Source organism: Vibrio sp. 10N.222.49.A3 (assembly GCF_041475145.1).
GTDB lineage: Bacteria > Pseudomonadota > Gammaproteobacteria > Enterobacterales > Vibrionaceae > Vibrio > Vibrio tasmaniensis_A.
Genome location: NZ_JBFRVM010000084.1, coordinates 1 through 25,463, shown reverse-complemented (window position 1 = coordinate 25,463; position 25,463 = coordinate 1). Strand labels below are relative to the sequence as shown.

Sequence of the window (25,463 nt, the reverse complement as noted above, 5' to 3'; positions counted from 1 at the left end):
TATGAATTCTATCGCACTAGACCGCACTCAGAGTCAGGCATACTTACCGGATTCTGGTCAAACAATGTTAGATAAGGTTACTAAGACTGCATCTCACGTGTCAGCTTCAGTAACGGTTGAAAACGTAAAAGGTAAAAAATCTGAAGTACCGAACACTGGTAAAGTTAAAGTTCAGCTTGATGCACCGAACGCTGCAGTTAGCGATAAGGTCAATGAATTAACGCTGAAAGCCATGAATCAACTACAAAAAATCGTTGATTCGATTGCCAAGGTTTTACATGCGGTCGCCGACAACACGGGCTCACTAGCAGTGAAAATCCTGGCAGGGTCAGCCGATGACTTTGAGGTAGAGCTAGCTGCTATCACAGACAAACTGAAGAGCGTACAAAACAAGCTTAAGATCCAAGAAGTAAAAGTAGCGAAAGCGAAACACGAACAAGAAATAAAGGATAACGAACAAAAACTCAAAGAGTCTGAAGCTGCGGCTAAAGAAGCGAAAAAATCGGGTCTGGTTTCCAAGATATTTGGGTGGGTCAGTGCCGCAGTTTCGATTATAGTGGGCGCTGTAATGGTGGCAACTGGTGTTGGAGCAGCAGCTGGTGCACTAATGATTGCCGGTGGTGTATTGGGTGTAGTCAGTATGGCTATGCAAGAACCAGCTGTTCAAAATGCAATGAAAGAAGCTGGCATTAATGTCGATGCTCTCAGCAAAGTTATGATGGCTTTAGAGATTGCGGTTGCGGTTATTGGGGCTGTTGTGACGTTTGGCGGCGCGGCTGCGGGCGGTATTGCTAAATTGGCGGGGAAAAGTGCCAGTAAAGTAGCACAAAAAATCACTGATATTGCGACTAAAGCGGCAGCTAATATGGCAAAAGTTGCAGATATGGGTTCTAAAGCAGCCACGACGACAGCTAAAGGTATTCGATTTGCTGCAGAGTCATTAGATCTTCTTTCTAATGTTGGTAAAGGCTCTGCCGATAGTGTTCATTCCAATAATAAAGCTAAAGTGACAGAAATTAATGCGGATCTTACTCAGCAGAAAGCGGAGAAGGTGCTGACTCAATCGGTTATTGATAAGCTTAAAAAAGAAATCGCTAAGATGATGGAAGGTTTCCAAGAGTTGATGAATGTCATCATGCAGATGATTCAGGCGAAAAGCGAAACGATGGAAACGGTAATGAATCGTCCAGCGACGGTTTAAGGAGAATTTATGTTAGATAAAATTGGTAAGACTGGGAATGCAGATCTATACGGTTTGGGTGAGATAGATAAAACGACTAAGGTTGAAAAAGCCCCCGAGACAAAAACCGAAGCAGCGGTTCGTGGTAACGATGAGACGGCGGTGTCAGGTGCTAAACATTATCTTTTGGAAGGACCTAAAGCGCCGAAAAGTGGAGAACAAGCTCGCGTGGTTGAAAAGCTGATGACCGCTTTGGCACCAACAGCAAATCTGCTTATGAAAACCCTAGAAAAAGCACTTCATGGTCAATCTGGAACTCAATCATCGTCAAATACGGTTTCGGAATCTCTTGCTTTGATGACCTTACTGTACCAAGTTTCGAAGTTAAGCCGAGAACAACAAACACTTGAACGTGAAATCGCGGTTGAAGCGAATGTAGCGAGCCTTAAGAGTCAAGCACAAGAGCTAAATAAATCTGCTAAAGCGATGATCGCAATGGCTGTAGTTTCAGGAGTTCTAGCCGGTGTAACGGCAATTTTGGGCGGAATAGGTTCTGCTAAAGCTGGTAAACAAATTAAAGCGGAAGCATCGACTAATACATTACTGAAAACACAAAAAGCTGGTGTAGATAAGGCTAATGATTTGTTGAACAATGGTGGGTTATCGAAAACTCAACAGCAACAGTTAAAGCGTGTTCAGGATGTCGGGCAAGACCGTCTTGGTAATTTGACTGATAAATTGACAAAAGGGGGGCGAAAGTTTGACAAAGCTACCACCTCTAATCAAGCGCGAAATTCGATTCTTCAGTCTCTTAGTCAGATGGCAAACTCAGCATCAAATGTAGAGCAAACTAAAGCTCAGGCTCGCGGTAAAGAAGATGAAGTTCTAGCGACACGTGCACAAGCATTGAAACAGAAAGCTGACGAAAATATTGGTTTTCAAGATAGTATGCTTAAAGAGCTGCGGGATCTGTTTCGCTCAATTGCTGATAGCCAAAACCAAGCATGGCGAGCATCTGCTCCTACCGTTTAAAACCACTGCGGATTAGAGTCCCCTTCTTCTAAAGTAGGTTGGCAATTTTTAGTAAGTCAGTAATGCAAGTTACTGGCTTTTTTCATGCATTTTATTTGGCAAATTCACACCTAGACTGAAATGCCGCCTAATTTCGTTAGACGTATGTATCAACTCTTCAATAAGCGTTTTAACTCGTTAAGATTTTTGTCCTGAGTCAGCAAGAACTCTTCCTTGAGGAGATCATTGACACGCTTATCTACGCTTTGTTGCGATTATCAACCCAATAATAAAACCCACTCCTAGCATAAGTTCATAGCCATTTTACTTTAGATTTTCCGCGATGTATGGAATCCACTCATTCTCGGCGTTGTTGATCAAATCAGTTTGAGGTTCAACGACGCCAAAAACTTTGAGACCAGTCGAGTCAATCGCTATATGGCGAATAGCTCCTTTGGATTTATTGCGATATTTGACCTGAACTGTCTTCGAACGGTTGCTGATACAGGTGTAGTCAGGGGACGTCAGTGGAACATCCAATAGCTCAAAGATAGAATCAATAAAGCCTTGAAGAGCACGTAATGGCGGATAGAAGATCCCCTTAATCATCAAGGCAGTTTCAATCGCGGTATCAGAATACTGGAAACCTCTACCACGCTTGCACAGAGCCTTATTGTATTCCGCCCAGTTAGTTATCTTCTTTTCCGCTTTACCCATGTCACCACCGTTCTAACTACCATAAAGGATCAGATCACAAGACTTAGAAAAGGTTCAACTGATTTAAGCAACAATGCATTCATTCTCTGTTACTAGGAGGACGATGAGCTTAAGAAATTACAATGCACAGGTGGGTGAAACTTATGCGATGAGCAAAGCGTTGAACAAGCTTACTGGGTTATAAAACTTGTCGTATTGACTAAGAAGCACACGAAACGGTGCGACTCTGTCTCTAAACTAAATTAAGCATCAAAGCCTCTTAAAGTTCATTGAGTATAAAAACTTCCGCCCGTATTTAATATCTTGCCATTCCCTCATCTTTATAATTCTTCTCACTACGAATAAGAACCCTCAGAAAAATACACAGAAGGAACACAATGGATATTTATCAGGAAAGTATCAGTTTTTTAGGTAACGGCGTGGATTTTGATGAAAACGGATTATTTCAATGTGAGTTATCATCGGATACGAATAATCATGATGAAGCACTTTTCTTAACCGTATTTAAGAACGAAACCACCATTAGCTTACACATGTCTCTCACCAGCCCTGTGGAGTTGCCAACCCCTCTTCCAGAAACGATTGCTATCGCGATTGGTGAACATGCTCTGGAACCTTTCCGTGGTGGTTTCGGTATCGGTCTAATGCCCGATAGCCGAAGGTTAACGAGCTACAAGGTTATTTTTCTCTCAAACAAACCTCAAGATTATGTGCAGAACACTTTTCAGCAACTGTTAGAAAGAATGGAGCAATGGCACCATTTTATTGAACAAGCGGATAACGCAGAGACAATCCCAGAAACACTTCCTGCTGGGATCTTTGTTTAAGTTCCCTTATTTAAAATACGAGTTTAATGTATGTCTACAATTCAAATTAATAGCCAGCATCGAGGTAATTTAGACCTCGCAGATATTCAAAATATTAAAAGTAGCGCCAAAGAAGGCGATACCGTTAAATTTGGTTCTGTATTTGGTAAAGAGTACAGCGTAACTAAAAATAGCGATGGTGACGTTACTCTAAAACAAAAAGAAAACCGAAGCTTTTTTAATCGTTTCTTTAGTAAAGCCGATTCTTCAAAAAACGGTGATTTAAAGCTGAATCAGATGAATCAACAACTGCATAAAAAAGAAGGCAGCGGCAACGTTAAGGTCTTAACTTTGACCTATAACCAAGCAAACCAAAAGATGCCGGAAGACACAAAGAACTACTTCCAGAACCTGATTCAAAAAGGTGACTATGATGTGGTTTTGTTTGCGGAACAAGAGTCTAAATTGCTTGCTAACGATCTTGAACTTGATGGTATGAACCTTCTGAGTCAAAACAAAATGAAAGTTATGACGAAAGGTCTTGGTGAAGGTGTTAGCTACACTTCAATGTCCGTTTTTGCAAAAGACGGCGTCGATATTAACGTCAAAAAAGAGTCTGAATACCGTCATGGTATCGGTGGTCGAAACATGGAATTCTTCATGGGTATCACTGGTAACAAAGGTGGCGTAAAAACGGCTCTAGAGATCAATGGTCAAGCTCTAAACGTCATTTCTGCACACTTGGATTCTAACAAAGAAGTCAAACGTGAATTCGAAGGTAACAAGTTGATGGAAGGGAGCAAACCGCATGAAGAGGTTCTGATCACTGGTGATCTGAATGAGCGTGAAAAACGCACCGCTCAAGGTTCTGATGTGATGTACGATCCAGTCGCACATGATGATACGCATTTAGCCAAGCATGGCTTTAAGTTCAATCCTCTTAATAGTCACACTTACATGCAGCTTGATAAGCACACTGGTAATATTAAACAAAAAGAAGGTCGTGACCGACCTGACTTCGGTGAGCTCGATAATACTGGCTTAACAAATAAAACAGGCAACTTACAAAACCATGAAACCAGTGTTATCACTGAAGGGTTTGATAATGTCAGCGACCACAAGCCAGTACAGTCTACATTTGAAGTAAGAGGCTCCTCTCAAAAGCTGATTGAAAACGCACAAACACATACAGCAGAAGACTTCAAAAATGAAGCAGCGTACTTAAATCCTGGTACTGATCCGGCAAAAGCGACGTTTGATGATGTGACCTCAGCGAATCAAGCTCGCCTTGGTCTAGAAAACTTGAGTAGCGATGAACAAGCGTTTGTAAAAGAGAACTTCACTAGCTTTATCATCGGCAAAGATGCCATCTTTAGCCAGCTAACAAATGGCTTTATGGAAGAGATGCGTCAGCTTCACACTGCTAACCTGACCACCGGTCAACTACAGACTCAACAAATTGAATTGACCGAGAAATACGAACAGCTTAACCGCAAAGTAAACGCTCAGTTTAACCAGCAGTTCATTGCCAACCTTTAAGATAGACTCACCAGAATACCTATTTGTGAATCTATCTAGATGAATAGGAATGATGAATACAAAAGGTGATCGTAAGATTGCCTTTTCGTTCGATAGTAATCAACCTATATATACTCAAAAAGCGTTTGACGCATTTCGTTTCTTGTCATGATCTGCTCGCCTTGGCTCGCTTCAATTTTAGCTGGATAGAAGAAGTTTAAACTCAAGAATTTGTCGATATAAAGGATTAACGAGTGGTTAAAACTGAATTACGCAACAAAGTCGTCTGCTGTCAATAAATTATAATTTTGGATTGTTAACTTTAGCTAACAAGACCTGTTTACGACAGAAATGTATTCCCTTCGTTGTGAGTGATGGCGGGTAATAAGGATAAAACTAAGTGGTATCTAGGACTTTTTTTTTATTTGTTTGTTGTTAAATTATTGATTTTATTGATTTGTGTAAAAGTGATGCAATCGAGTTCATCCTTTATTTATAAAGATATTTCATTAGAATATAGATAGTTAGCAAGAACGGATAGGAAGCATGTTGCATATCGAGGGTTCAGCGCATTATATGATGAGGTCAGTTATGTTTTTGAGAAGCATGATTGCTTGATTTACTTTGGCGAACTGCCAAAGCAACGATTGCCCTTTTCTAAATGGTGCCAGTAAACGATGTATTTCATAAGTAGATAGTCGCGACCGTGCAAAGAGGCTATGCGTGCTCCATACGAAGGGGGGTCTCTGTATTGATGATACTAATTGCAGTGGTCAAATTGCTCCAGCCCTTGATAGATAACAACGGATAACCATAGCGAGTATAGCGAAATGCCCCTTATTACTGGATTAAACCGCTTTGATGCCATGGGTAACCATAACTTTGTCACTGACAATTTAGATGAATACTTGTCTCCTATGAAAAAGAACTCTTATTGCTTAATATTCCTTGCATTGATGCTAAGCGGTTGTGCAACCAAAAACCCAGTGTCAAATGGGTTTTCTAATCATCTTCAAGGAGCACTATTTGGTTGGATAACGTTTGATAATTACACCGCTCCAGTGAGTACATTTCTAAGCGTCGATGTGTGTCAGGTTTTAGATAGTCAGTGTTTTACTGTTTTACAACAAGAGTATCAAGGGGTTCAGTTACCCGTTCAATACTCGTTTGTTATTGCTCCGATTCAAGCTGGAAATGGCGAGATGAAAGTGCGCGCTATATTGCGTTATCAAGGTGAGATTATCGCAAAAAAGGAAGAGCGATATATCTTTACGCAAGGCAGTGTATATACCAACTTAAACCTAGAGGCTTATAATAATTACTAGGAAGTAATATTTTCCTTTATTATTATGTTTAATGCGTTGGAGGATATCCTAGTTCTAGGTATATTTAAAATAAGGTCATTGGGTTTTTTATTATGTAAGCATCAGTTCCTTTGAATATATATGGCTATCCCCAGGTGCTTTAATAAAGCATGTCGCACTTATTGGTTGGAATGTAAATCAAGCGAACTTTAAAAATACCACGTTCATGTGTTTAATGTAAAATTTCTTTTTGTATCACCAGTTGAAAATTAGAAAATACTAATTAACTATCAAAAATATGTCACGACGATATCAAAAATACTTTTTTGCCAGAATTATTTTTGCTATCGAAGTTAGCGCTTGGTTATTCGTTATTATTCGGGTTGGATGGTAGTGTTATGGACTATTTATTGGTAATCGGTCTGCATTTGCAATCGCACTGCTGGCTTCGACAGTTTCTCTTGTTTGAACTGGAGGAATTAAAATTATGAAGGGTAGAAAATGGATGTGTTAGGCCGACTAAACGCCGAAAGGGTCGACTCGCACTTGCGAAAAATTCATGGTGCGTGCTGCTATGAAAAATACGATGAAGTGTTTCATTCTAGCCAGTCTCATATTGTTATCGTTCACAATGGTCAATTGAGGGTGCAAACCGGGGGTTGTACGCTAGACGTGGTCGCTGGTCGAGGGGTTTATCTTTCTCAAGGGGATTACTTACTAGAATACACACCGATAGGCGGTCAATATGCGGCTTCGGTTATCGAATTTGACAATGAACTGGTGAGTCAACTATTGCAAAAGCATAGTGACCTTTTGATGTCGTTGCCAAAGGTTGAGGATGTACAGTCTGGATTATTCCCTTTTACTCTAAACTTATTGTTAGAACAGACGTTATTAGGGATTAATACTCTAGAAGAGCAATCTTTTCCTGATGCTATTATGCGCTTAAAGTATGAGGAAATGCTCATCTTGTTACTGCATGGTGACCAAGGTGAACACCTCTACGCGTTGTTATCACAACTGACAAATCGAACCTCAGAGAGACTCCGTCGCTTTATGGATCTTCATTATCTTAAAGAGTGGAAACTGACAGACTATGCTCAAGAGTTTGGTGCGAGTCTGACTACGTTTAAAGAGCTTTTTAACGAATATTATGGTATCTCCCCTAGAGCTTGGATCAGTGAACGTCGTTTATTACACGCTCACAAACTATTGCTCACAAGCAAGATGAACATTGTCGATGTTGCGATGGAAGCGGGGTTTTCAAGCCAGTCTTACTTTACACAAAGTTACCGTCGTCGCTTTGGAACGACACCAAGTAAGGTCCGTTCTGGAGATGATCCGGTAGTAATTGTTAAGCGAAATGTCTGACGACTAAAATTTTCTGACTAATTTTGAAAGGCATTAACGGGTGTAAACCCTATTATGCTCAGCGTAACGATGAGCAAAACTATTATCTCTACTTCCTTCTGGATTGCTCGAAGTAGATACGGAGAAGATTAAAATGAAAAAGCAGCATTGGCGACGCCGTTCGCTTTTTCCTAACAACATTGTGCTGCAGAGGAAGGTCACTGTATTGCAGCGAGGCGCAAGGTACGAGGGCTTACCTAAATCAACTCAAGAGCTTAACGTTGTTAATGTAAACCACAGACAGCTACTCAGTGAAGGTGTTCTGAGTTACGACCAATTGTCTTTACTGCAGCGCTTGCTTGATCGTAATGTTGTTGATTGTTTATGTGCAAGTCAGCTAATTAAAACATATCAAAAGCTTGGAACGTGTTTAGACCGCTCTGCTATGCGCCTTTTCTTAGAAGTGGGTGGGCAACTAAGTGACGAACGGGTGTTGAACTCTTTTGAACAAAGACTGGATTACATTAATCAGCGATTAGGTTACCGCTTCAATCTAGCGTCACCTAAGACACTAATTCTTTCGATGTATTTAACCTTAAATGAATGGTGCAATCAGCAAACGGATCAGAGGGCGCTACAAGACTCCATCAAGCTTGAACAGTTAATCAATCAACTGAGTATTCAGAAAGAGTATTGGATGAGATTGTCCGGAGAAGCGAGTAGCACATTTTTTGCTGAACAACAGTTGGATCTCATTGAGAATCAGCATAGTGAATTGCATGACCAACTTCGCGTTCTCAATGAGCAACAAAATCAAGTTATTGAATCTCATCGAGCACTAGTTGAAGAGTGGAAGCCAACTCTAGATAAACTCAAGGGCTTATATGAGTGCGGTAGAATATCAGATAAATTTATATCTGAATGGAAAATATGGTGTAGCCAGGCTCGAGTACAAGCTCCTGAGCTGAGCGATATTTGGGATGCATGTGAGCTTGTGTTTAGCGATCTAAATGCCGTCGCTAAAATTTGGCAATGGTTTCAAGATATGCAAACCGTTGGCAGAGTGGATCATTACTACGTTGATATTCAAAACAATGAGTGCGGGCAAGCTTGTAACAATCTCAGGCAGATTTAAATAGGACTAAATATGTTAGATAAAATGATGAAATCCCTAGCGGAAACGTTAAGGGAGGGGGATTTTATTGCCTCAAGTAATGGTTCCTATGATATCGAAGTTGACCAGATGCAGCTTAATATTAGCCAGCACTCATCATGGATCTTGTGGGAAACCGTGCTCCCATTTTATTTTGAATCGCACCTTGATTTTCAAAAAGAGCAGGCGCTAAAACATTGTATGCAGCTCTCCTTGAAAACGTTGCGAGATACACGCAGCACGTTGACGGTGAATGACAAAGAACAGTTGATTATGCAAGGGAAGATGATTATGGAAAGTGCAACGACAGAAGAGCTTTGCACGCAGCTTGCTAAGCACGTAAATTTAGTGGAGCAGTTCAATGATTTGCTCGAACATCAACGTGTTAATCATACTGTTAGTCACAGTGTTTGGATCCCATAATGCTTGCAGTTTTAAAGTCACAAATAAGCAGAATCGTGCTGTCAGTAGTGTACGTTTCAAGTTTGATAATAGCAGTTCCTTCACATACCTCTGAGCTTGATTGGGTCGATCAACCGTTTCGTTATTACGCGGACAATGATTCACTAAAAGAACTGCTGAATAACTTTGGCGCAAACTACCGTGTTTCAGTGTCGGTTAGCGACAAGGTAAATGACCGAGCCAGTGGTCGATTTTCACCAGAAGATCCAGCCGAGTTTCTCGATTATCTGGCACAGGTTTACAACTTGATGTGGTACTTCGACGGTGCAGTGCTGCATGTATACAAAGCGACAGAAACCCGTTCACAATTGTTGCAGCTCGAACTGTTAACAGCTCGCGAATTACGTAGCACCCTGATCTCGACAGGGATTTGGGATTCTCGTTACGGCTGGCGTGCAGCGGAAAATAAGGGGCTGGTTTACTTAGCTGGCCCACCGAGATACGTCGATTTAGTTGTGCAAACGGCAGAAGCACTGGAAAGCAGACTGGTACAGAAATCCAATTCAACAGATGAATTGTTTGTCGATATTATTCCCTTGAAGTATGCATCTGCGACAGATCGAGAGATCAGTTATCGTGACCAAGGTGTCACGGTTCCTGGGATTGCTTCGGTACTAAGCCGAGTGCTTTCAGGTGTTCAAACTCAGGTTAAAGTGGCGAAAAAGAACGAAGAAGTAATAACCAATACGCCTAAGAAAATTACTAATAATGTCTCTTTACATAGCGGTGCATCGGTTGAAGCAGAACCAGGTTTAAATGCAATCATTGTGCGTGATACAAAAGCTCGATTACCGCTGTATCACAAGTTGGTGGCGCAGTTAGATCAACCGCAGTCAAGGATCGAAGTCGCACTTTCTATCGTTGATATTAGTGCTAATGACTTAAGTCAGTTGGGTGTTGACTGGCGAGCTGGTCTTGCAGTGGGTAACAACAGTATTTTGGACCTCAAAACAACTGGTGACGTAGGTAATGGTGATGTCAAGCTTGGTAGTGGGCAAAATTTTAAGTCTCTGCTTGATGCGACGAACCTAAATTATTTATTGGCTCAAATTCGTTTGCTTGAATCTAGAGGTAGTGCGCAAGTGGTTTCCAGACCAACCTTGTTAACACAAGAAAATGTGGAAGCGGTCCTTAATAACAGCAGTACATTTTATGTCAAGTTGATAGGCAAAGAAACCGCAGCACTAGAGAAAGTGACTTATGGAACGTTATTGAAAATTGTACCTCGCATCGTTGGCGACCGTTTGGTTGAAAGACCTGAAATCAATTTGAGTCTGCATCTAGAAGATGGTGCGGAAATCCCCGATGGTGACATTGATGGTGTTCCTTCAATTCGTAAAACAGAAATTAGTACTTTGGCAACGGTAAAGCAGGGGCAAAGCTTGCTGATTGGTGGAGTATACCGTGATGAAATTAGCAACAAGCTTCGAAAAGTTCCTTTGTTAGGAGATATTCCATACCTCGGCGCTTTGTTTAGAAGCACGGAAAGCTCCACGAGAAGAACAGTACGTATGTTCATTATAGAACCAAGAATTGTTGTCGATGGTATCGGAGACAACGTACTTATCGGAAATGAATATGACTTAAGGCCAAAGATTGGCACGTTGAATAGTATTTCCAATAACAGTGCAGGCCTTAAATCAGCACTTGCTTTGTACAGCTGTACAAAGGAAGTACAAGCAGTACGTTATCAGCAAGATTTGTTGTCACAAGGAAAGTCATCGTTGTTAGCAGAATGTGAGCTTCCTACGGGGCAGAAAGGGTGGAGAGTACAAATTAAAGAGTGTAATGGCTCAGAGAATCATTGCGTTCGACCATTAGAGGAGCAGTAACCTCAATGCAACAATGGAAAATTCGTATTCTTTCCGGTGTTCATTCCGGAGTGGAAGTCACTTTACCCAACGATTCATTGGTATTGGGTAGTGATGACTTTACCGCTGATTTAGTCTTAACCGACTCTGGCATTAAAGCAAGTCACCTCGTTTTAGTTTGCGATGGTGAAACGGTTTCACTACGTGAGTGTGAAGAAGTCTCAGTCAATAACGAAATTATCGCCGTTGATGCCGGTGGCGTTGATTTGTCGCGAAAAGCCTTGGTTTCTGTGGGTCGTTTAACCTTTGCTGTTGGTTATTTGGAAGATGATTTAGTTATTGAGATGGCAAATGACGTAGCAAGCAAGCAAGCGAAACCAATTGGCCATAAACCATCATCGGGTTGGAAGAAAATGCTGCTCATCGGATTGATTTGTGGCCTGATCCCAAGCGTTATCTTTATAGGTATTTGGTACGACCAAGTGCATGCGAGCGACAAAGACGTAATCACAGAAGCGGAGCCGATAGTCTTGGTACGCAATATTCTTAGTGAACTCGAGTTGAACGATGTTCGCGTTGAATGGAATGCCAATGCTCTACAGGCTGTACTTGAAGGTTACGTAGAAGATAGAACGCAAAAGGTACAACTGCTTGGTCGAATTGATGCATTAGGTATCAACTACAAGAGTGACCTGAGAACGATGGAAGAGATACGTCGTGGTGTGCGTTTTATCTTACGAAACCTCGGTTATCACCAAGTAAAAGTAGAAAATGGTAACGAGACAGGTACGCTGCTGTTAACGGGTTACATTGATGATGCAAGTCGTTGGAACCAAGTTGAGCAGATCTTAGAACGAGATGTCCCAGGGCTTATCGCTTGGAAAGTAGAGCTACAAAGGGCGGGGGCATACATGGTTACTCTAAAAGAGTTGTTAGGAGAAGCGGAGCTCTTAAAGAAAGTTCAGCTTGTTACTAGCGGTGATCGTATTGAAGTTCGTGGCGAGCTTGATGATGTTGAAACAACTCGATTTTATGGTGTAACGAGAGATTTTCGAGAGCAGTATGGCGAGAAACCATATCTTGTCTTGAAATCTATTCCTAAAGTGAGCAAAGGAACAAACATCGATTTTCCGTTTCGTAGCGTGAATTTTGGCCTATTTCCTTATGTCATCCTCACTGACAATGTTCGTTACATGGTAGGAGCTCGCACTCCTCAAGGGTACCGTATTTCAAGCGTTACTCCGGCAGGAATTGAACTCGTAAAACGCGGGCGGGTAATCACTATTGATCTAGAGTATGAAGGTGAAAATAACAATGACTAATCTTGAGCAGTTATTACAAGGCGATTCAGGGCAGCAAGAAAAAGAGGTGATCATTTTTAAGTTCAAGCAAGCGCAATCAGCGATAAAGCGTCAGCTCCATCTTGGCTGTTCACCAAAAGAATACCAGTTGCTACACAAACAGCACGAGGCTTATCAAGCAGCATTAACGGTAATTGAAACATTTCTAGACAACAAATAAAAGAAGGCGATATATATGTCATTTTATGATTCGAGTAAAGGCGTTAACCTCGACGCAGTTAAAGCTAAATTGTTACAGCAATCAAAAACAGCGAATGAAGCGGTAAACACCGCGATCAAAAACTTAGAAACGAACGCAGACGATCCTTCAAAGCTTGCAGAGCTACAGCATACAATCAACAAATGGTCTGTGGTATATAACATCAATGCGACCACAACACGTGCAATCAAAGACGTGATGCAATCAATTCTGCAGAAGGTATAACCTATGGATAAAGGCATGTGTTTACTTCTGGCTGAGACAGCGTTGATGGCAACCGGTCTGCATCGTCATGAAGAGGCAAATACCATTGCGGAATGCCTTGAGTTGCAAGGTGATGCAGAAGAAGTCGTTGCTATGATTCGTTCAATGAGTTTGATGAATCGTGGCTTGTACGAGGACGCTCATCGTTTACTTGAACCGCTTTGCGTGACACGCCCAGACTTAATCGGTCTGGCTGCGCTAGCGGCAGGAAAAGCTGGGCTCTTAAGCAAAGCCGAATCGTGGTTAGATATGGCATTAAAAGGCAATGAAGAAAACCAAGCCTTTGCCATGAGTTTTTCTAAAGACATCAGGAACCTTTAATGAAGGTTGAAAGCAACGGAATCAACAACATGCTCAGTCAGGTGCCGAAAGCACCCCGGAATGATACACCTGATGCGAACAAGATGAACCGTTTGATGAGTGAGAACCCACCAGATAAGAACATACCGACTACGAAAAAAAATACGGATAGTGTCACGCGGTCTAAAGGTAGAACAGCAGCTATTAAAGAGTGGTACGAAGCACTAAAACGTTCTGGAGACTTCAGCGCAGCAGCGCTTAGCAGAACGCTTAAAGACGCGTTTATTTCGCCTAGTGAGAAAAAAAAAGCCTTATGGTATGCCTTTAGTCAGGAACAAAGCGCAAAAGGCACTGATAAAGCATCACCAGAATTGTTGGCATTATTTAAGCATGAGCTGTTGGGCAGTTTTTCAGGGCGCTTGCTAGCGACTCCCCCTAAAGACCGCCGAGAGTTGAAAGCGTTGCTTTCTGAACATTTCCCACTTGGTGCGCAAAAAGAACAAGCGCTTTGGCACTGTTGGGGTGAGTTGAAAGACATCCCTGCCCAAGCTCCAGTATTGGAGGTGGTCCGAAAAGAACTGAGCTTTGTTATACAAAAGAATGCCATGGTCAAGAACATGTTGAGTTACAGCCACAAACTAGACCTCTCATAGGAACGGATATGATTAATACGCAGTACACAGAAGTGATGCAAACCAACCTCGAGCAAGTGCAAGACGCACAAGCTGAAGCGGGACTTAGTGAGCGTTTCGAGCAAGCGATGCTATCGCCTGAGGGAAATCACGGTTTAGAAGGTGGCTTGTTAGAAAACATTAGCGAACTGAAAAACACCATCGACAATGCAAAAACTAACTTAACCGATAGCATGGCAATGGTTGGTGACGACCCTGCTCAGCTCTTGCAGATGCAATGGGCGTTGAGTCGAATTACCTTTCAAGAGGAGCTGATTGCCAAGACGGTAGGTAAAACGACACAGAATGTAGAAACATTGTTGAAGGCCCAATAGTCATGATGAAGACAATACGTGCCGTGTGCATGTTACTCGTGTTATTTTTAGCTGGCTGTCAGACGGAGCTATACACTGGAGTAAGCCAGAAAGAAGGCAATGAAATGCTGTCTATTCTGCTTTCTGAGGGGGTCGTGGCAACCAAAGAACCGGATAAAGACAACACCATAAAATTGATGGTAGATAACGCTCAAGTCGCATTTTCGGTTGATGCTCTGAAACGTAAAGGCTACCCGAAAGAGCAGTTCTCAACACTCAAAGAAGTGTTTCCGAAAGATGACCTGATTTCGTCTCCGATTGCAGAAAGGGCGAGGCTTATATACGCGAAATCGCAAGAACTATCATCAACGCTGTCACAAATTGATGGAGTGTTAGTGGCACGCGTTCACATTGTACTTGAAGATAAAAACCTTCGTCCAGGTGAACGTCCAACTCCTGCTTCTGCATCAGTGTTTATTAAACACGCAGCGGATGTGGCACTCGACTCTTATGTACCTCAAATTAAGCAGTTAGTGAACAATAGTATTGAAGGGCTTAACTACGAACGTATTAGCGTTGTCATAGTACCATCTTCGGAAGTTCGTGTGACGGCTCAAAGCAAGCAATTTGAAAGCATTTTGTCTATTCAAGTGACCAAGGACACGGCAAGCAACTTGATTGCTATCCTCGTTTTCTTGTTACTACTTATCATCGGTTCTAACGCAGCGACGTTTGCATGGTGTCGTAGGAATGCGCAACGTGGTTAATTCTGATACGCCAGTTTCTCAGATTTATCATCAGTTTAATTATTGTCCTTGCAGTTATATTGATGAGAGTTGGATAAGCAAGAAACAGCCTTGGTTATTACGAGTCCAAGACTGGAGACACCAGGCTGCGATCAATCAATGGTGTATTGAAGAATGGCAGCTATCAACGATTACTGATCATGTTTTTAATCATCCATTTAATAGTTTGGTGTTACTTCCAGTTGAAACGACTAACAAATTACTTTTGCTGATTGGTGGGGCAATGTATTGTGAATCGATGCGCCAAGTTGTCTTGAAACAACCAAAGCAGTGCCTCAATCATATTTTTGGTGTCGATGAAACGCGTTTTTTAATTCAACACGGGCCAATGATGATCTCAAATTGGCCAAACGGTTGGCAAAAAACATTGCCGGCGAGTTTAGATGAAGCCAGCTTTGAAAAGGCAGCCCGTGAACTTGGGTATCTATGGGTCACATTTTTACTGGAGAAATCACCATCAGAGCTTGTACAAAGGTGGCAGTTCAAGCTCGATTGTTCATTAACCCAAACAAAACTCAGTGCTGATTGGTTCGATGAAACGCATCGAGATCTTGCTTATCGACTTATAAAGAAAATCGCAAAACAGGTAATCCCTCAATGGTTTCATTTGTTGAAATAAAAACTGACAACTTGCAGTTGGCTACAGGTCTAAAGATTCTCAAAGCAAAGGATTATGTGAGTTATTTAGATTCGCAACACTTGGTTGAAGCTGCACACTCTAAAGCCGAGAGCATTATTACAAAAGCTGACGATGCTTATGAGTTAGAAAGACAGCGTGGTTACCAGGATGGTATCGATCAAGCGAAGATAGAGAGCGCAGAAACTATGATGTCAACGCTTGCACGATGTAATGAGTACTACTTGCAAGTCGAACAGAAAATCACTGGCGTAGTGCTTGATGCCGTAAGCAAAATTATCAGTAGTTTCGACGATGTGGAAACAACGGCAATAGTGGTGAGGGAAGCGCTTCAGCTGGTCAGTAATCAGAAACAAGTGATTCTGCACGTGCACCCCGAGCAAGTGACAGAGGTGCGAGATAAGGTTTCCTTAATACTCAGTGACTTCCCGGAGGTCGGCTATGTTGACGTTATTGCAGATGCGAGACTCAAAAATGGTGGGTGCATACTGGAAACTGAAGTCGGTATTATCGATGCCAGTATCGACGGGCAACTGCAAGCTCTTAAGCAGGTGATCACTAAGCAATTCAGTGAGCGCCAACAGATACAGTCTTGACGTGCTTATCTTTAACTCTCGAAAGCTCAGAAAAACGCTGGGCTTTTTGAGCTTTACTTTCTATTCACTGTACCTTTCTACCATTTCTCTAGTTTTATCTTAGCTTCCCATCCGATCTTTATAAACGGCTTAAAATGAAAAAAAGCCGACCATATCTGGCATATTCTGTGACTGTTATTGAGCACAATACTTACATCAACGGGAACTCTGATTATCTTAAAGGCTCTATTAACTATCGCCTCATAAGAGAGTAACGTTCGTTCAGAATACTGAATTTGTTTTTCTAAAAACGGTTAATCTAACAAAATTAACCAGCAACAATGGAAAATAAAATAATGTGATAGGTGTATTTAAATTCGAAATTTTATATCTTTTATTTTAAATAGATACATCAATATTAAATATCAGGATGGTAGGTGAGTATGGATAAGGTAAATACCTTACTAATTGAGCTTGGTAACACACTCGATATTGAACGGGTGACTGCATATGATTATCAAATGTGGACAGTATATATGTCTGCAGGCAAAGAGATTGAAGTTCAAGGCTTGGATGAGAGAGAAGAACTGTTACTTTCAATCAAGGTTTGCCAAGATGAAGAGTCATTTGAAATTAAAAAACTGAAAACACTTTTGGAATATAACTTCTTATACCGGGAGTCAGGTGGGGTACAGTTCTGTATAGACCCTAAAAACAATGATGTACACATGCAGATAAGTATACCACTTACCTCAGAAGTGAGTCGTGTTTCTATCCTGATTACTCAGCTTATGGAGCTTTGTGAACTGTGGAAGCAATATCTAACGGCTCAGTTTCAATCGATTGAGCAACATAAAAAGCTGCATACTTTCATCTCTGTTTAAAAGGTTAGGGTTATGGTAAATATCAATACATCACATATGCATTCGCTGAGCGAACTCACTGCACAGTTATCTACACAAAACCAATCGGACGACAAAGAAGTTCGGGCTCACGGAGGCAAGGACATCTTTGTTAAAGAAGGTGCGCCGAAAAACACAAGCGTAAGCTCTCGTATCAATCACCAAAACAAAGCGAAATCGATCGTCGTTGATCTATTGGTTAAGCAAGGTCTGCCAAAAGGTGTCGCCAAAGCTATGATGCAAAACGTACTGAATGGTGAAAATAAGTTGACTCTTGGAAACCTTAAAGACCTAGAGCGATTATCGACAGGGCCTAGAGAGAATTGGCCAAGTGTTTCAAGCACTTCAAAACCATCCAGCGCAGGTAAAACCGCTCCAGCAGATGCCTTGATTAGAAAGCACCAAGCTACACTGCAAAAGTTGGGTGATTTCGCTTGTACTGACCTTAATACCTTCGGTGATAAGAGATCTGAGTTCTATCAAGCGAAAGCGAAGCCAAGACTAGAAGGCTTCTACGCAAATCCAGCAAGAGTTCAACAAGATAAAAAAGCGACCATGTCAGCAAACATGGTTCAAGTGGCGGCTCAAAGAGGCAATAGCCCTCAGATGGGGACACTTCAAAACATTGCGAAATCCGTTCAGGACGCAAAAGCCGGTTGCTGTACTACGTTTGCCTTTGCCGCGGCCGCTGAAATGATTCAAGGGATGCAGGGTGATGCGAATCAAAACACTAAGGTCGAAGTAGTGGCATTCAAGAAAGGACACTCAGGCACGCACTTGTATGTTTTGGTTGGTAGACAGGACGGTAGTGATATCAAAGACCCAAGCTCATGGAATAAAGATGTGAAAATTGTAGACCCTTGGGCAGCTTCAGCATTTGGTGCGAGAATGTTTGGTGATATTGCTCATCCACCGGTTTCCAACATGTTCCCACCATCTGAAGTGATTTTTTCTAGCCACAAACTGGACTAAAGATTCCATAATCGGTTGCTAATATTTACTACCAAAAAGGAGCAGTATTACTTTGCTCCTTTTATTTTTTTAATGTAAGTGATATTAATCTGGAAAATTAACTGCTCAAGTCTATCCATTCTCTAGCGCACATTTTCGATACCCTTTTCGGCACTTCAAGAAACCTATTCCACGCAACGCATACCTTGGAAACAATGTCCTCATAGTCTTCGAAGCTTTGGTTCGCTAAGTAGTGTTGTCGTAACCAACTCCATACTTGTTCTATCGGGTTAAGCTCTGTCGAATATGGGGAAAGTTTGATGATACTGACATTATCAAATTTGTGGGCGATATCATCGGTATGCCAACCTGCGCCATCCATTATTACTACAGCATGCCTTCCTTCCTTTGTCTGTGATATCGGATATTTGCTTTAAGTGTTAGATCATAATGTCTTTATTGACCCAAGGCACAACCATAGCTTCTCCAATCCCTCAGCTAGGACAAACAGAACCGAACAGGTAAGCGTACTCAAATTGCTGCTGTTTTGGCGCCCTTGGGCGCGTTCCTGTTTCAGCCCACAAGCGTGTCGTTGTGTTTTGTTGTCCGAATCTAGCTTCGTCTTGAAACCAGACATCAACACTCTCCAGCCCAATATGACCGAGGATCTTAAGGATCGTTTCTATTTTGAATTTTTTAAAATCGTCTTGGATTTGCTGTGATTGTTTGGGGTGTTTGGATCGAGAAGTTATCCAAGAAAAGCCCATGTGGTCGAGAAGATAATAGATAGAATTAGGGTGGTAGTATTTATCAAAGTTTTCCACGATGTAATCATGTATATCGCTCCCGACAAGGCGCCCGCCAGAAGGGGACTCTGCTTCTTTCTTAATGAACGCGCTGAGTTGTTTTCGTTGCTCTACATTGAGATATGCAGGCCTGCCTGTGCGAGGTTTCTCTTGAAGTCCTTCCAATCCTTCTTCAAGAAATGTCTGGACCCATTTGTTTACACTAGTTCGACTGACTTTGAGGTATTTAGCAATTTGAGTGTGCTAGTGAACTTCTTTGAAGTGGGCAAGTGCTAGTAAACAAACCTTCATTTGAATGGTTTTTTGTTGGCTTGCTAGTTTTTTAAAATCTGTCTTATTAAGGCTATCCATAGCTATTTTCTGCAAGAGTTCGACGACCTCAATTAGATCATATTTTTACTTTAATGGGTGTTACTGATTGCCTGTTTGAAGTCCTTTTTGGCTCGTTATGTGCGGTGCGGGCGCAAAAGGCTGGTTTGATATTCGTGAATACATTATCGGACACCATTCATATGATCAGTGCTTATGCTTCATCAAATAAGCTCGTGTTGGGGCAGATAAAAACTGAGTACAAGCTAAGTGGCATTTGATTGCGAAGCCAATAGCGATTAACTATCGCGGGGCCCTTTCAATACCTCGTCTAGGCTCGGAATCAGCGCTGATATCAAATTAACGGATAATAATAGGCTATTCGAATATCAAAGGTTGGCACACAATGAGGGACTATCCGTCAACGGCCAACCTTATATATGATTCTATTGAAACTGTTCTTCAGTTCAGCTTGAGTTGCTTATCCTCTTTCAAATCTATTGCCCGAGATACTTGGCTTGGCGAGAATGTCGGGTTTTGAAAGCGTGGCAACAATTTGTAGAGCCAATGCTTCTAAATCAAAAACTGTTAAACAAGGTATACAAACCAAGGGAACTCGTCCTTTGGGAGCGTGTAACGGAAAAATTTCATCGTCAATAACTTGGGTATGATATTGACGATTAAATCCAGCCTTCTGCTAAGTACATCAACCTTAGCTGACTTGGTGAACCAAGCTTTTCTAGCGCCGAGAGTTGGCCTTGATCGAGGTTCGGGCTTTTATCCAAGTATACTCGTCCGTTCGGTGTATCTAGAGGGAGCTTGTAAGTCAACGTCTTATTGATATCCTGTGCCTTTCCTTGGTCGATAGATCTTACTGCTGGCATTAGCCAGTCCCAATCTTCTTTGAGCAACTTCTTAAGTGCACTGTTGGCCTCTGACTCAGTTTGGCTCGGTGTATCTTCGATACTCAATTTATTCGTTGATCCAACATCTGGCACCAAGTTCTCACTTGCATCAGAGCCCAACATTTTCTTAAGCGTTAAGCGCGCCAATTCCATATCCTGAGCTTCTTTCGGTGCTTGAGGTGATGTCATAGATTTGTCTTCTTTTGGGCCTAGGTACGCAATCAAAGCACGTCCTGATGCAGCATCTTGCATACTAAAGGAGAACTTCCCTTTGCTGTTAGACACTTCAATTCGAGGTAACACACCAGACATAGGTTCTTGGTGAATTTGCTCTTGAACTTCGTTGTTCAGACAGTAGGAACTCGCTTGACCGGCTACAAACCCAGAACCAGTGATTAAGCCAGATGCTGCTACACTGCCTAGCGCTTCTTTTGCAACAACAAGGACACCAGTTGTGCCCACAGAGGTGACACCAAATGCACCAAGGCTTCCCGTCGCCATACCTAAGGTCGCTCCAACCGCACCTTCAGCAGATTGAGTGGCGTGCTCGTGCGCTAATGCTTGTTGTATCGGCAATGCCAACCTTTGGTCATGACCGGGCAATTGCGCAATCTGTTCTAGTTGGTGATAGTGCGCCTCAGCATCACCATTGACTGCCGACTTATGTAATTCACGCCCCGTGGCGATCAACAAACCAACACCTGGTAACGCCAAGTTAATTACTGCGTTGATACCAGTCCCTTTGATTGTTTCTTTTGCCATCTCAAGCAGTTCAGCACCTAAGCCGTCCATTTTGCCTGGGTATTGGTTTTCGATGCTGACTTGTAAGCGTGGGTCTTTGCTGATCGAATCGAACGTGCTTTTTAGATTTTTATAAGCTTTATCGTCAATCTTCACTTCATCTAATAGGCTTACGACTTCGAGGACCTTACGCGCAGTTAAAGGCTCGCCACGATACCCTGCTGTGCTCACAAGAGAGAATGCCAATAATGCCGTTTCTGGTTTTTCTTCTTTTAGCAGCGCCTGTTTTAAATCAAGGTGGGTCTTAATATTTTCTTGGTGGTACTTTTGATATGTAGATCGCAATATGGTGTCACTCACTGCCGTGAACTTTTGCCCTTTATGAAAGGTCGACGGCTCTTTGGCTTTACCGTGCTTACTGATCACCCGCTTATCTTTTTGTGCCGCGACAGTACGAAATTGATCCAAGCTCGGAATCTGGCTTTGGCTAGTTGAAATTACCATGGGTGAACTCCTTAAACTCTAAGTGTCTCAATGTGGGATTGTTCTGGATTGATAAATTGGGTTGGGTCTTGGTCTAACATTGCAAATCGAGCCTGCCAGAGTAGGGTTTGCTCATTTAGAAGGTGAAACCAAGTTGATAGGCTCGCTGCGTTTAAGTACTCAATCGGCTTTCTGCCCGCAAGAACCAATTGCCTACCATTTGGTGCAAGTGAAAGGGTCAAGCTCCCATCCGCGATACCGAAATAGTTAGCATGCGCAATGAGTTCAAGACCTTTCAGTCTCAGTTCACCGCTTTTTTCGAGACCGCCAAAAACCACCGATAAAACAAAATCGTTTTGATCTGCCTCACTAAAGTAAATAACGTAACGATCATCAACTAATAATTGGCAACGATTTTCTTCAGCAAAATAAAGTGGAGGTAGTTCATTTATTTCACAAAACTCTTTTATTAGAACTTGTAATGTGTTCATCGTTTATTCCTTCTGTTTTATCTTGCTAGTAAACAACAAATAGTATAATTACGATGTCGAAAGTGGCTTTTATTTTGTTGATTTTCTAAACTGTCGTGATGTGTAGCACAAAGAACAAATGAATTTAATCGTCTTTGTTACGCAATTAAGCTCTCTAGTGTGAGGTTCCCCTGAACAGTTCTTGATGCTCAAGAAGAGTTATGCTGTAAAGCTCTTTGCGAAGTGTTTGGATTCACCGCAGTGGGTAAACAAGGATCGGACTCTGTCGTCAGAGTCTGTGTTTACCCCCTGAAGTCTTCGAGAGCAGAGCTTAGTAACGGTTCTATTGGATTTAGTGAGTTGCCAGCTTGCAAGCATACTTACAGCAGGAGGGGGGGAGTATAGCAAACTGGCTAAATCACTGGTTCTTATAAATTATCGTTTTTACTTCATCTAGCTGTTCTTAGTCAAGGTAAGGAGGTAGCTCGCCCCCTTTCATTTCGATATATAAAAAAAACAGGCCAATACTGAGAGCCCCCCTTGGCACTCTTAACCTATACTACCCTCTCGGTGTTTATATAGGTTCTAAGAGGTCACAATGCCTACTATCTCAGCGATTCATCAACCGATGAACTCAACAGCAATAAAGAAAAGCAACCACGCAGAATCAACTCAAAGTATCGTAAAAAGTGTACATGCCTCATCAGCAAAACAAACCTCTATAGGTTCAAGCGTCGCAAGCCCAACGACTGGCAAGTCTCATTTCAATCACGCCTATACATCACCAAAAGGGACACAAGAATTCTACTCGCAAAACAAAATGTCTTTTTCACAAAAACTAGAAAACTTTTTATCCGAGTATTTGATAAGTAAACCTGGCAGTGAAAAGAAAAGAGTAAAAGAACTGTCAAACATTGCGAATGTAACGGTAAGCAAAGATTTCAACGTCACCTGCCCACTTCCAAGTAAAGTCGGGGGCTTTAAACAGTTACTTTCAGATATAACAAAAGGACACTCTCCAACTAAAGGTGAGTTCTACCCTAAATTTAAAGCTCTAGTCCAACAATCTTTCAGCGAGATTATTTCTCTAGCACCGAAGAAAGGCCATAAAGATACTATCGAACTCAAGTCGCCATCGGTCGTATCACCTTTAGTTGATAGGCCTGTGTCAGATACTAATGTGACATCAAAAACCGCGCCTACTTCACTAGGAGTAACATCAGAACCAAGCCTAGAGACATCTAAGGGCAGCATAAGCTCATCAGAAAAAACAACCATAGAAAAGAGCAAGCAAGCTGACAATCAAAAAAACGCGACTAAAGAGCAAGTAACAGACGTTAAGTTACAAAACTATTATGAGCATGAGAGCACTTCTATCAAGAAAGAATTTGAATCACTATTTAACGCATATGCTAGCTCAAGCACTAAACATGCTGAATACGCACAGAGCTATTCTTATGATTGGTCAATGACATACTCTAATGGGTGTTACCAACTTGAATCATTACCTAAAACGGCTGAAGAATTTGCAAGTAAGTTTTGTAAGCTAACTGAAGAGCACTCCCCTAATGGTTCCTTAGGGAAGTTAGTAAAAAAAGCGTTAACAAATAAGACAACATTAGGGCAGATGTTGAGAGTTAACAAGGCCTCTACGCTAGGTCCTATGTCTCAACTGTTGCCTACAACACTGAAGGTGGTATTAAAAAGCAACTTATCTACCGAAACCGCTGCAACCTTCCAAAAAGTAGTAAAACAGGAAGTGAGCGAACAAGAACAACTTAATGCACTAAAACAGAAACAATTACCGTCACAGCTACAAAAGCTTGAACTTCAAACTAACCTCTACCAGTCTAATGTAAAAGAGTTTCCAGAAGCAGATTTAAAATGTCGTAACTTCCAAAAAGCTTTAGTAAAAGCAGTGAACAGAACTAATTCTGTTGATAAAAATAACGAACTACAAAGAAAAACAGAATTTAGAGGGCAAGGAACAGTGTTTAAAGAACTAAGCCCTAGCATAGATTTACCTGTAAATGATCAAAGTAAACACACGCTATTCGATACGAACAAAACCTACGGTATTGGGGACTTTGATAACATTGTAAGCAGTAATTTTGTAATCAAAGAAAAGACAGACTCATTCGAGAATCACCTATCAAGGTTAAATCAGAACATTGGCTTCCATATCGAAAAACTTCCAAATGAAGCCGAAGTCGCCAATGTAAACACACTCGGCATTAACCCATTAAATATTGATGTAGATAGAATGATGGCAAAATTGACGAATCTAAAACCTCTATTGTTAGAGCCAAAACCAAGTTGGAGAAGCCGACTAATTCAGCTGTTTCACCCTAAAGGTGCCGAAAACGAAGCTGAACGTCTGTCTTATCAATATATGGATATTTCACACTTACAGGCACTGAAAGACGATATATCAACCAGTTCGGAGGCAATGAAATTAACCGACCTATCGAATAAACCTTGGATGCAATATTTAGTGGCAAAGCAAGTTGAATCACTAAAATCAGATTGCCAAAGTTATAAATTGGGGCCATTTACCATCGCCTCTCCAGCGAAAAAGCAACTAGATGCACTGCTAAGTTCGAACGAATGGCTACAGAGCAAAGCTTAAAAACAAAACTTGATGATCGCACGTGATCCCTTGTTTTCGCAAAGTAAATTATTGAGGTGTAATGTTGAAATTTGAAGCCGTATTATCAGAACTTGCTGAACTATGGGGAATTGAGATCCCCGTTGAATCCGATGCGATTGAAATAATCGATAATCAGGAAAGCCTTTGGGTTCTAGAATCGCCAAAGCAATCAGATTTATTTACCTTGTATACCCCTCTACATGTCATTGTAGACCAATATAAGATGAGTGATTGGTTAAGTTTAAATATGCAGCGGGACTTACTTGGAAGCTGCTGGATTGGACTAAACAACGAAGAACTATGTCTAGGCGTGTCCTTACCAAAGGATAAATTTGACCATAACGAGCTGAATAATATTTTTGAAAATATGCATTTAATTAAAGATAAGGTTCATGCTTTACATGATTGCAATGAAAATGTTCATATTGATCTGGCTTTAATTAATGTGAAATTTATGTAGCTAACGGGTAGATAAAGTTACAACTCATTTTATCTGAATCGCGAGGTGACAAGTTTGCGTGTCATCAGCACGGCTTTGTTGCGTAATTCAGTTAGAGACAGAGCAGCCCCATTTCGTGCGTTTCTTAGTCAATACAGCAAGTTTCAGGCATACCTAACCCAGTGAGCTTGTTCAACGCTTTTATCATCGCGTAAGTTTCTCCCACTTGTGCATTGTAATTTCTTAAACTTAAACGACCACCAAATAACTGTTTAACTCGATACATCGCTGTTTCTGAGAGGGAGCGTTTGTGGTAACCATTCCGCTCTTTCCAATACTTATTTGAGCCATATGACTTCTGGCAACCT

Annotated in this window: 24 protein-coding genes and 3 pseudogenes; 22 read left to right on the top strand and 5 right to left on the bottom strand. The window is 41.5% G+C overall.

The window, feature by feature from the left end:
* The first annotated feature begins 1 nt into the window (after window position 1).
* The gene (gene sctE, locus AB4589_RS15715; RefSeq protein ID WP_017096455.1) at window positions 2-1,201 is read left to right on the top strand and encodes a type III secretion system translocon subunit SctE; all 1,200 of its coding nucleotides are present in this window, start codon (window positions 2-4) and stop codon (window positions 1,199-1,201) included.
* A 9-nt stretch (window positions 1,202-1,210) separates the two neighbouring features.
* Window positions 1,211-2,212, top strand: a complete 1,002-nt coding sequence (vopD, locus tag AB4589_RS15710) for a type III secretion system translocon subunit VopD (RefSeq protein WP_069591733.1) — start codon at window positions 1,211-1,213, stop codon at window positions 2,210-2,212.
* 381 nt (window positions 2,213-2,593) lie between these two features.
* Here the strand turns inward: vopD and AB4589_RS15705 are convergent.
* Window positions 2,594-2,908: pseudogene (locus tag AB4589_RS15705) on the bottom strand (transposase); the annotation flags it as partial.
* Window positions 2,909-3,285: 377 nt separating this feature from the next.
* Here AB4589_RS15705 and ati1 point away from each other — a divergent pair.
* The 18 genes from ati1 (at window position 3,286) to AB4589_RS15615 (ending at window position 18,313) form a co-directional block, all read left to right on the top strand.
* Window positions 3,286-3,735, top strand: a complete 450-nt coding sequence (gene ati1 / locus AB4589_RS15700) for an Ati1 family type III secretion system chaperone (protein ID WP_017096458.1) — start codon at window positions 3,286-3,288, stop codon at window positions 3,733-3,735.
* 30 nt (window positions 3,736-3,765) lie between these two features.
* The gene (locus AB4589_RS15695; RefSeq protein ID WP_017096459.1) at window positions 3,766-5,253 is read left to right on the top strand and encodes a VPA0450 family T3SS effector inositol phosphatase; all 1,488 of its coding nucleotides are present in this window, start codon (window positions 3,766-3,768) and stop codon (window positions 5,251-5,253) included.
* A gap of 809 nt (window positions 5,254-6,062) precedes the next feature.
* A complete protein-coding gene (locus AB4589_RS15690) occupies window positions 6,063-6,557 on the top strand; it encodes a YscW family type III secretion system pilotin (protein WP_017096461.1) in 495 nt (164 codons plus the stop codon).
* A gap of 480 nt (window positions 6,558-7,037) precedes the next feature.
* Window positions 7,038-7,907, top strand: a complete 870-nt coding sequence (locus AB4589_RS15685; RefSeq protein ID WP_017100158.1) for a helix-turn-helix transcriptional regulator — start codon at window positions 7,038-7,040, stop codon at window positions 7,905-7,907.
* A gap of 133 nt (window positions 7,908-8,040) precedes the next feature.
* Entirely contained in the window at window positions 8,041-9,021 is a 981-nt protein-coding gene (locus AB4589_RS15680) for a T3SS regulon anti-activator ExsD domain-containing protein (RefSeq protein ID WP_371710352.1), read from the top strand.
* 12 nt (window positions 9,022-9,033) lie between these two features.
* On the top strand, window positions 9,034-9,462 hold the full coding sequence (locus AB4589_RS15675) for a YscB family type III secretion system chaperone (RefSeq protein ID WP_372101063.1): 429 nt from the start codon (window positions 9,034-9,036) through the stop codon (window positions 9,460-9,462).
* A complete protein-coding gene (gene sctC / locus AB4589_RS15670) occupies window positions 9,462-11,333 on the top strand; it encodes a type III secretion system outer membrane ring subunit SctC (protein WP_017100156.1) in 1,872 nt (623 codons plus the stop codon). Before AB4589_RS15675 ends, sctC begins: the two co-directional genes overlap by 1 nt.
* Before the next feature lie 5 nt (window positions 11,334-11,338).
* Window positions 11,339-12,634 carry a type III secretion system inner membrane ring subunit SctD gene (sctD, locus tag AB4589_RS15665; RefSeq protein WP_017096466.1) on the top strand — a complete coding sequence of 432 codons (1,296 nt, stop codon included), beginning with the start codon at window positions 11,339-11,341 and terminating at the stop codon, window positions 12,632-12,634.
* Window positions 12,627-12,833 (top strand): EscE/YscE/SsaE family type III secretion system needle protein co-chaperone, encoded by a 207-nt coding sequence (locus AB4589_RS15660; RefSeq protein WP_017100155.1) that lies wholly within the window; start codon window positions 12,627-12,629, stop codon window positions 12,831-12,833. Before sctD ends, AB4589_RS15660 begins: the two co-directional genes overlap by 8 nt.
* A gap of 15 nt (window positions 12,834-12,848) precedes the next feature.
* Window positions 12,849-13,097 (top strand): type III secretion system needle filament subunit SctF, encoded by a 249-nt coding sequence (gene sctF, locus AB4589_RS15655; RefSeq protein WP_017096468.1) that lies wholly within the window; start codon window positions 12,849-12,851, stop codon window positions 13,095-13,097.
* A gap of 3 nt (window positions 13,098-13,100) precedes the next feature.
* Window positions 13,101-13,457 carry a YscG family type III secretion system chaperone gene (locus AB4589_RS15650; RefSeq protein WP_017096469.1) on the top strand — a complete coding sequence of 119 codons (357 nt, stop codon included), beginning with the start codon at window positions 13,101-13,103 and terminating at the stop codon, window positions 13,455-13,457.
* Window positions 13,457-14,089: a YopR family T3SS polymerization control protein gene (locus tag AB4589_RS15645; RefSeq protein WP_017100154.1), complete on the top strand. Its 633-nt coding sequence runs from the start codon at window positions 13,457-13,459 to the stop codon at window positions 14,087-14,089. Before AB4589_RS15650 ends, AB4589_RS15645 begins: the two co-directional genes overlap by 1 nt.
* A gap of 8 nt (window positions 14,090-14,097) precedes the next feature.
* Complete coding sequence (sctI, locus tag AB4589_RS15640; RefSeq protein WP_017096471.1) at window positions 14,098-14,442, top strand: type III secretion system inner rod subunit SctI; 345 nt, start codon at window positions 14,098-14,100, stop codon at window positions 14,440-14,442.
* Window positions 14,443-14,444: 2 nt separating this feature from the next.
* Window positions 14,445-15,188, top strand: coding sequence for a type III secretion system inner membrane ring lipoprotein SctJ (gene sctJ / locus AB4589_RS15635; protein ID WP_029223148.1), 744 nt, complete (start codon window positions 14,445-14,447; stop codon window positions 15,186-15,188).
* Entirely contained in the window at window positions 15,172-15,846 is a 675-nt protein-coding gene (vscK, locus tag AB4589_RS15630) for a SctK family type III secretion system sorting platform protein VscK (RefSeq protein WP_017096473.1), read from the top strand. Before sctJ ends, vscK begins: the two co-directional genes overlap by 17 nt.
* A complete protein-coding gene (locus AB4589_RS15625; RefSeq protein WP_017096474.1) occupies window positions 15,825-16,460 on the top strand; it encodes an HrpE/YscL family type III secretion apparatus protein in 636 nt (211 codons plus the stop codon). The genes vscK and AB4589_RS15625 overlap by 22 nt, the downstream gene beginning before the upstream one ends.
* Before the next feature lie 422 nt (window positions 16,461-16,882).
* Window positions 16,883-17,323: a type III secretion system chaperone gene (locus AB4589_RS15620; RefSeq protein ID WP_372101060.1), complete on the top strand. Its 441-nt coding sequence runs from the start codon at window positions 16,883-16,885 to the stop codon at window positions 17,321-17,323.
* Window positions 17,324-17,335: 12 nt separating this feature from the next.
* On the top strand, window positions 17,336-18,313 hold the full coding sequence (locus AB4589_RS15615) for a hypothetical protein (protein WP_017096476.1): 978 nt from the start codon (window positions 17,336-17,338) through the stop codon (window positions 18,311-18,313).
* Window positions 18,314-18,410: 97 nt separating this feature from the next.
* Here AB4589_RS15615 and AB4589_RS15610 read toward each other — a convergent pair.
* From AB4589_RS15610 to AB4589_RS15600, 3 genes and pseudogenes are all read right to left on the bottom strand, one after another.
* A pseudogene (locus AB4589_RS15610) lies at window positions 18,411-19,449 on the bottom strand (IS630 family transposase).
* 638 nt (window positions 19,450-20,087) lie between these two features.
* Window positions 20,088-21,557, bottom strand: a complete 1,470-nt coding sequence (locus AB4589_RS15605) for a hypothetical protein (RefSeq protein ID WP_017096479.1) — start codon at window positions 21,555-21,557, stop codon at window positions 20,088-20,090.
* An 11-nt stretch (window positions 21,558-21,568) separates the two neighbouring features.
* A complete protein-coding gene (locus AB4589_RS15600) occupies window positions 21,569-22,027 on the bottom strand; it encodes a CesT family type III secretion system chaperone (RefSeq protein ID WP_017096480.1) in 459 nt (152 codons plus the stop codon).
* Window positions 22,028-22,604: 577 nt separating this feature from the next.
* Between AB4589_RS15600 and AB4589_RS15595 the strand changes: the two genes are divergently transcribed.
* Window positions 22,605-24,635 (top strand): hypothetical protein, encoded by a 2,031-nt coding sequence (locus tag AB4589_RS15595; protein ID WP_017100925.1) that lies wholly within the window; start codon window positions 22,605-22,607, stop codon window positions 24,633-24,635.
* A 61-nt stretch (window positions 24,636-24,696) separates the two neighbouring features.
* Window positions 24,697-25,116, top strand: coding sequence for a type III secretion system chaperone (locus AB4589_RS15590; protein WP_017096482.1), 420 nt, complete (start codon window positions 24,697-24,699; stop codon window positions 25,114-25,116).
* Between the two features lie 124 nt (window positions 25,117-25,240).
* Here AB4589_RS15590 and AB4589_RS15585 read toward each other — a convergent pair.
* Window positions 25,241-25,463, bottom strand: a pseudogene (locus AB4589_RS15585) (IS5/IS1182 family transposase); the annotation flags it as partial.

Excerpts from the sequence above, each read along its gene's own strand:
- sctE (WP_017096455.1), top strand. The coding sequence starts at position 2 with ATGAATTCTATCGCACTAGACCGCACTCAGAGTCAGGCATACTTACCG.
- vopD (WP_069591733.1), top strand. The coding sequence starts at position 1,211 with ATGTTAGATAAAATTGGTAAGACTGGGAATGCAGATCTATACGGTTTG.
- ati1 (WP_017096458.1), top strand. The coding sequence starts at position 3,286 with ATGGATATTTATCAGGAAAGTATCAGTTTTTTAGGTAACGGCGTGGAT.
- AB4589_RS15695 (WP_017096459.1), top strand. The coding sequence starts at position 3,766 with ATGTCTACAATTCAAATTAATAGCCAGCATCGAGGTAATTTAGACCTC.
- AB4589_RS15690 (WP_017096461.1), top strand. The coding sequence starts at position 6,063 with ATGCCCCTTATTACTGGATTAAACCGCTTTGATGCCATGGGTAACCAT.
- AB4589_RS15685 (WP_017100158.1), top strand. The coding sequence starts at position 7,038 with ATGGATGTGTTAGGCCGACTAAACGCCGAAAGGGTCGACTCGCACTTG.
- AB4589_RS15680 (WP_371710352.1), top strand. The coding sequence starts at position 8,041 with ATGAAAAAGCAGCATTGGCGACGCCGTTCGCTTTTTCCTAACAACATT.
- AB4589_RS15675 (WP_372101063.1), top strand. The coding sequence starts at position 9,034 with ATGTTAGATAAAATGATGAAATCCCTAGCGGAAACGTTAAGGGAGGGG.
- sctC (WP_017100156.1), top strand. The coding sequence starts at position 9,462 with ATGCTTGCAGTTTTAAAGTCACAAATAAGCAGAATCGTGCTGTCAGTA.
- sctD (WP_017096466.1), top strand. The coding sequence starts at position 11,339 with ATGCAACAATGGAAAATTCGTATTCTTTCCGGTGTTCATTCCGGAGTG.
- AB4589_RS15660 (WP_017100155.1), top strand. The coding sequence starts at position 12,627 with ATGACTAATCTTGAGCAGTTATTACAAGGCGATTCAGGGCAGCAAGAA.
- sctF (WP_017096468.1), top strand. The coding sequence starts at position 12,849 with ATGTCATTTTATGATTCGAGTAAAGGCGTTAACCTCGACGCAGTTAAA.
- AB4589_RS15650 (WP_017096469.1), top strand. The coding sequence starts at position 13,101 with ATGGATAAAGGCATGTGTTTACTTCTGGCTGAGACAGCGTTGATGGCA.
- AB4589_RS15645 (WP_017100154.1), top strand. The coding sequence starts at position 13,457 with ATGAAGGTTGAAAGCAACGGAATCAACAACATGCTCAGTCAGGTGCCG.
- sctI (WP_017096471.1), top strand. The coding sequence starts at position 14,098 with ATGATTAATACGCAGTACACAGAAGTGATGCAAACCAACCTCGAGCAA.
- sctJ (WP_029223148.1), top strand. The coding sequence starts at position 14,445 with ATGATGAAGACAATACGTGCCGTGTGCATGTTACTCGTGTTATTTTTA.
- vscK (WP_017096473.1), top strand. The coding sequence starts at position 15,172 with ATGCGCAACGTGGTTAATTCTGATACGCCAGTTTCTCAGATTTATCAT.
- AB4589_RS15625 (WP_017096474.1), top strand. The coding sequence starts at position 15,825 with ATGGTTTCATTTGTTGAAATAAAAACTGACAACTTGCAGTTGGCTACA.
- AB4589_RS15620 (WP_372101060.1), top strand. The coding sequence starts at position 16,883 with ATGGATAAGGTAAATACCTTACTAATTGAGCTTGGTAACACACTCGAT.
- AB4589_RS15615 (WP_017096476.1), top strand. The coding sequence starts at position 17,336 with ATGGTAAATATCAATACATCACATATGCATTCGCTGAGCGAACTCACT.
- AB4589_RS15605 (WP_017096479.1), bottom strand. The coding sequence starts at position 21,557 with ATGGTAATTTCAACTAGCCAAAGCCAGATTCCGAGCTTGGATCAATTT.
- AB4589_RS15600 (WP_017096480.1), bottom strand. The coding sequence starts at position 22,027 with ATGAACACATTACAAGTTCTAATAAAAGAGTTTTGTGAAATAAATGAA.
- AB4589_RS15595 (WP_017100925.1), top strand. The coding sequence starts at position 22,605 with ATGCCTACTATCTCAGCGATTCATCAACCGATGAACTCAACAGCAATA.
- AB4589_RS15590 (WP_017096482.1), top strand. The coding sequence starts at position 24,697 with ATGTTGAAATTTGAAGCCGTATTATCAGAACTTGCTGAACTATGGGGA.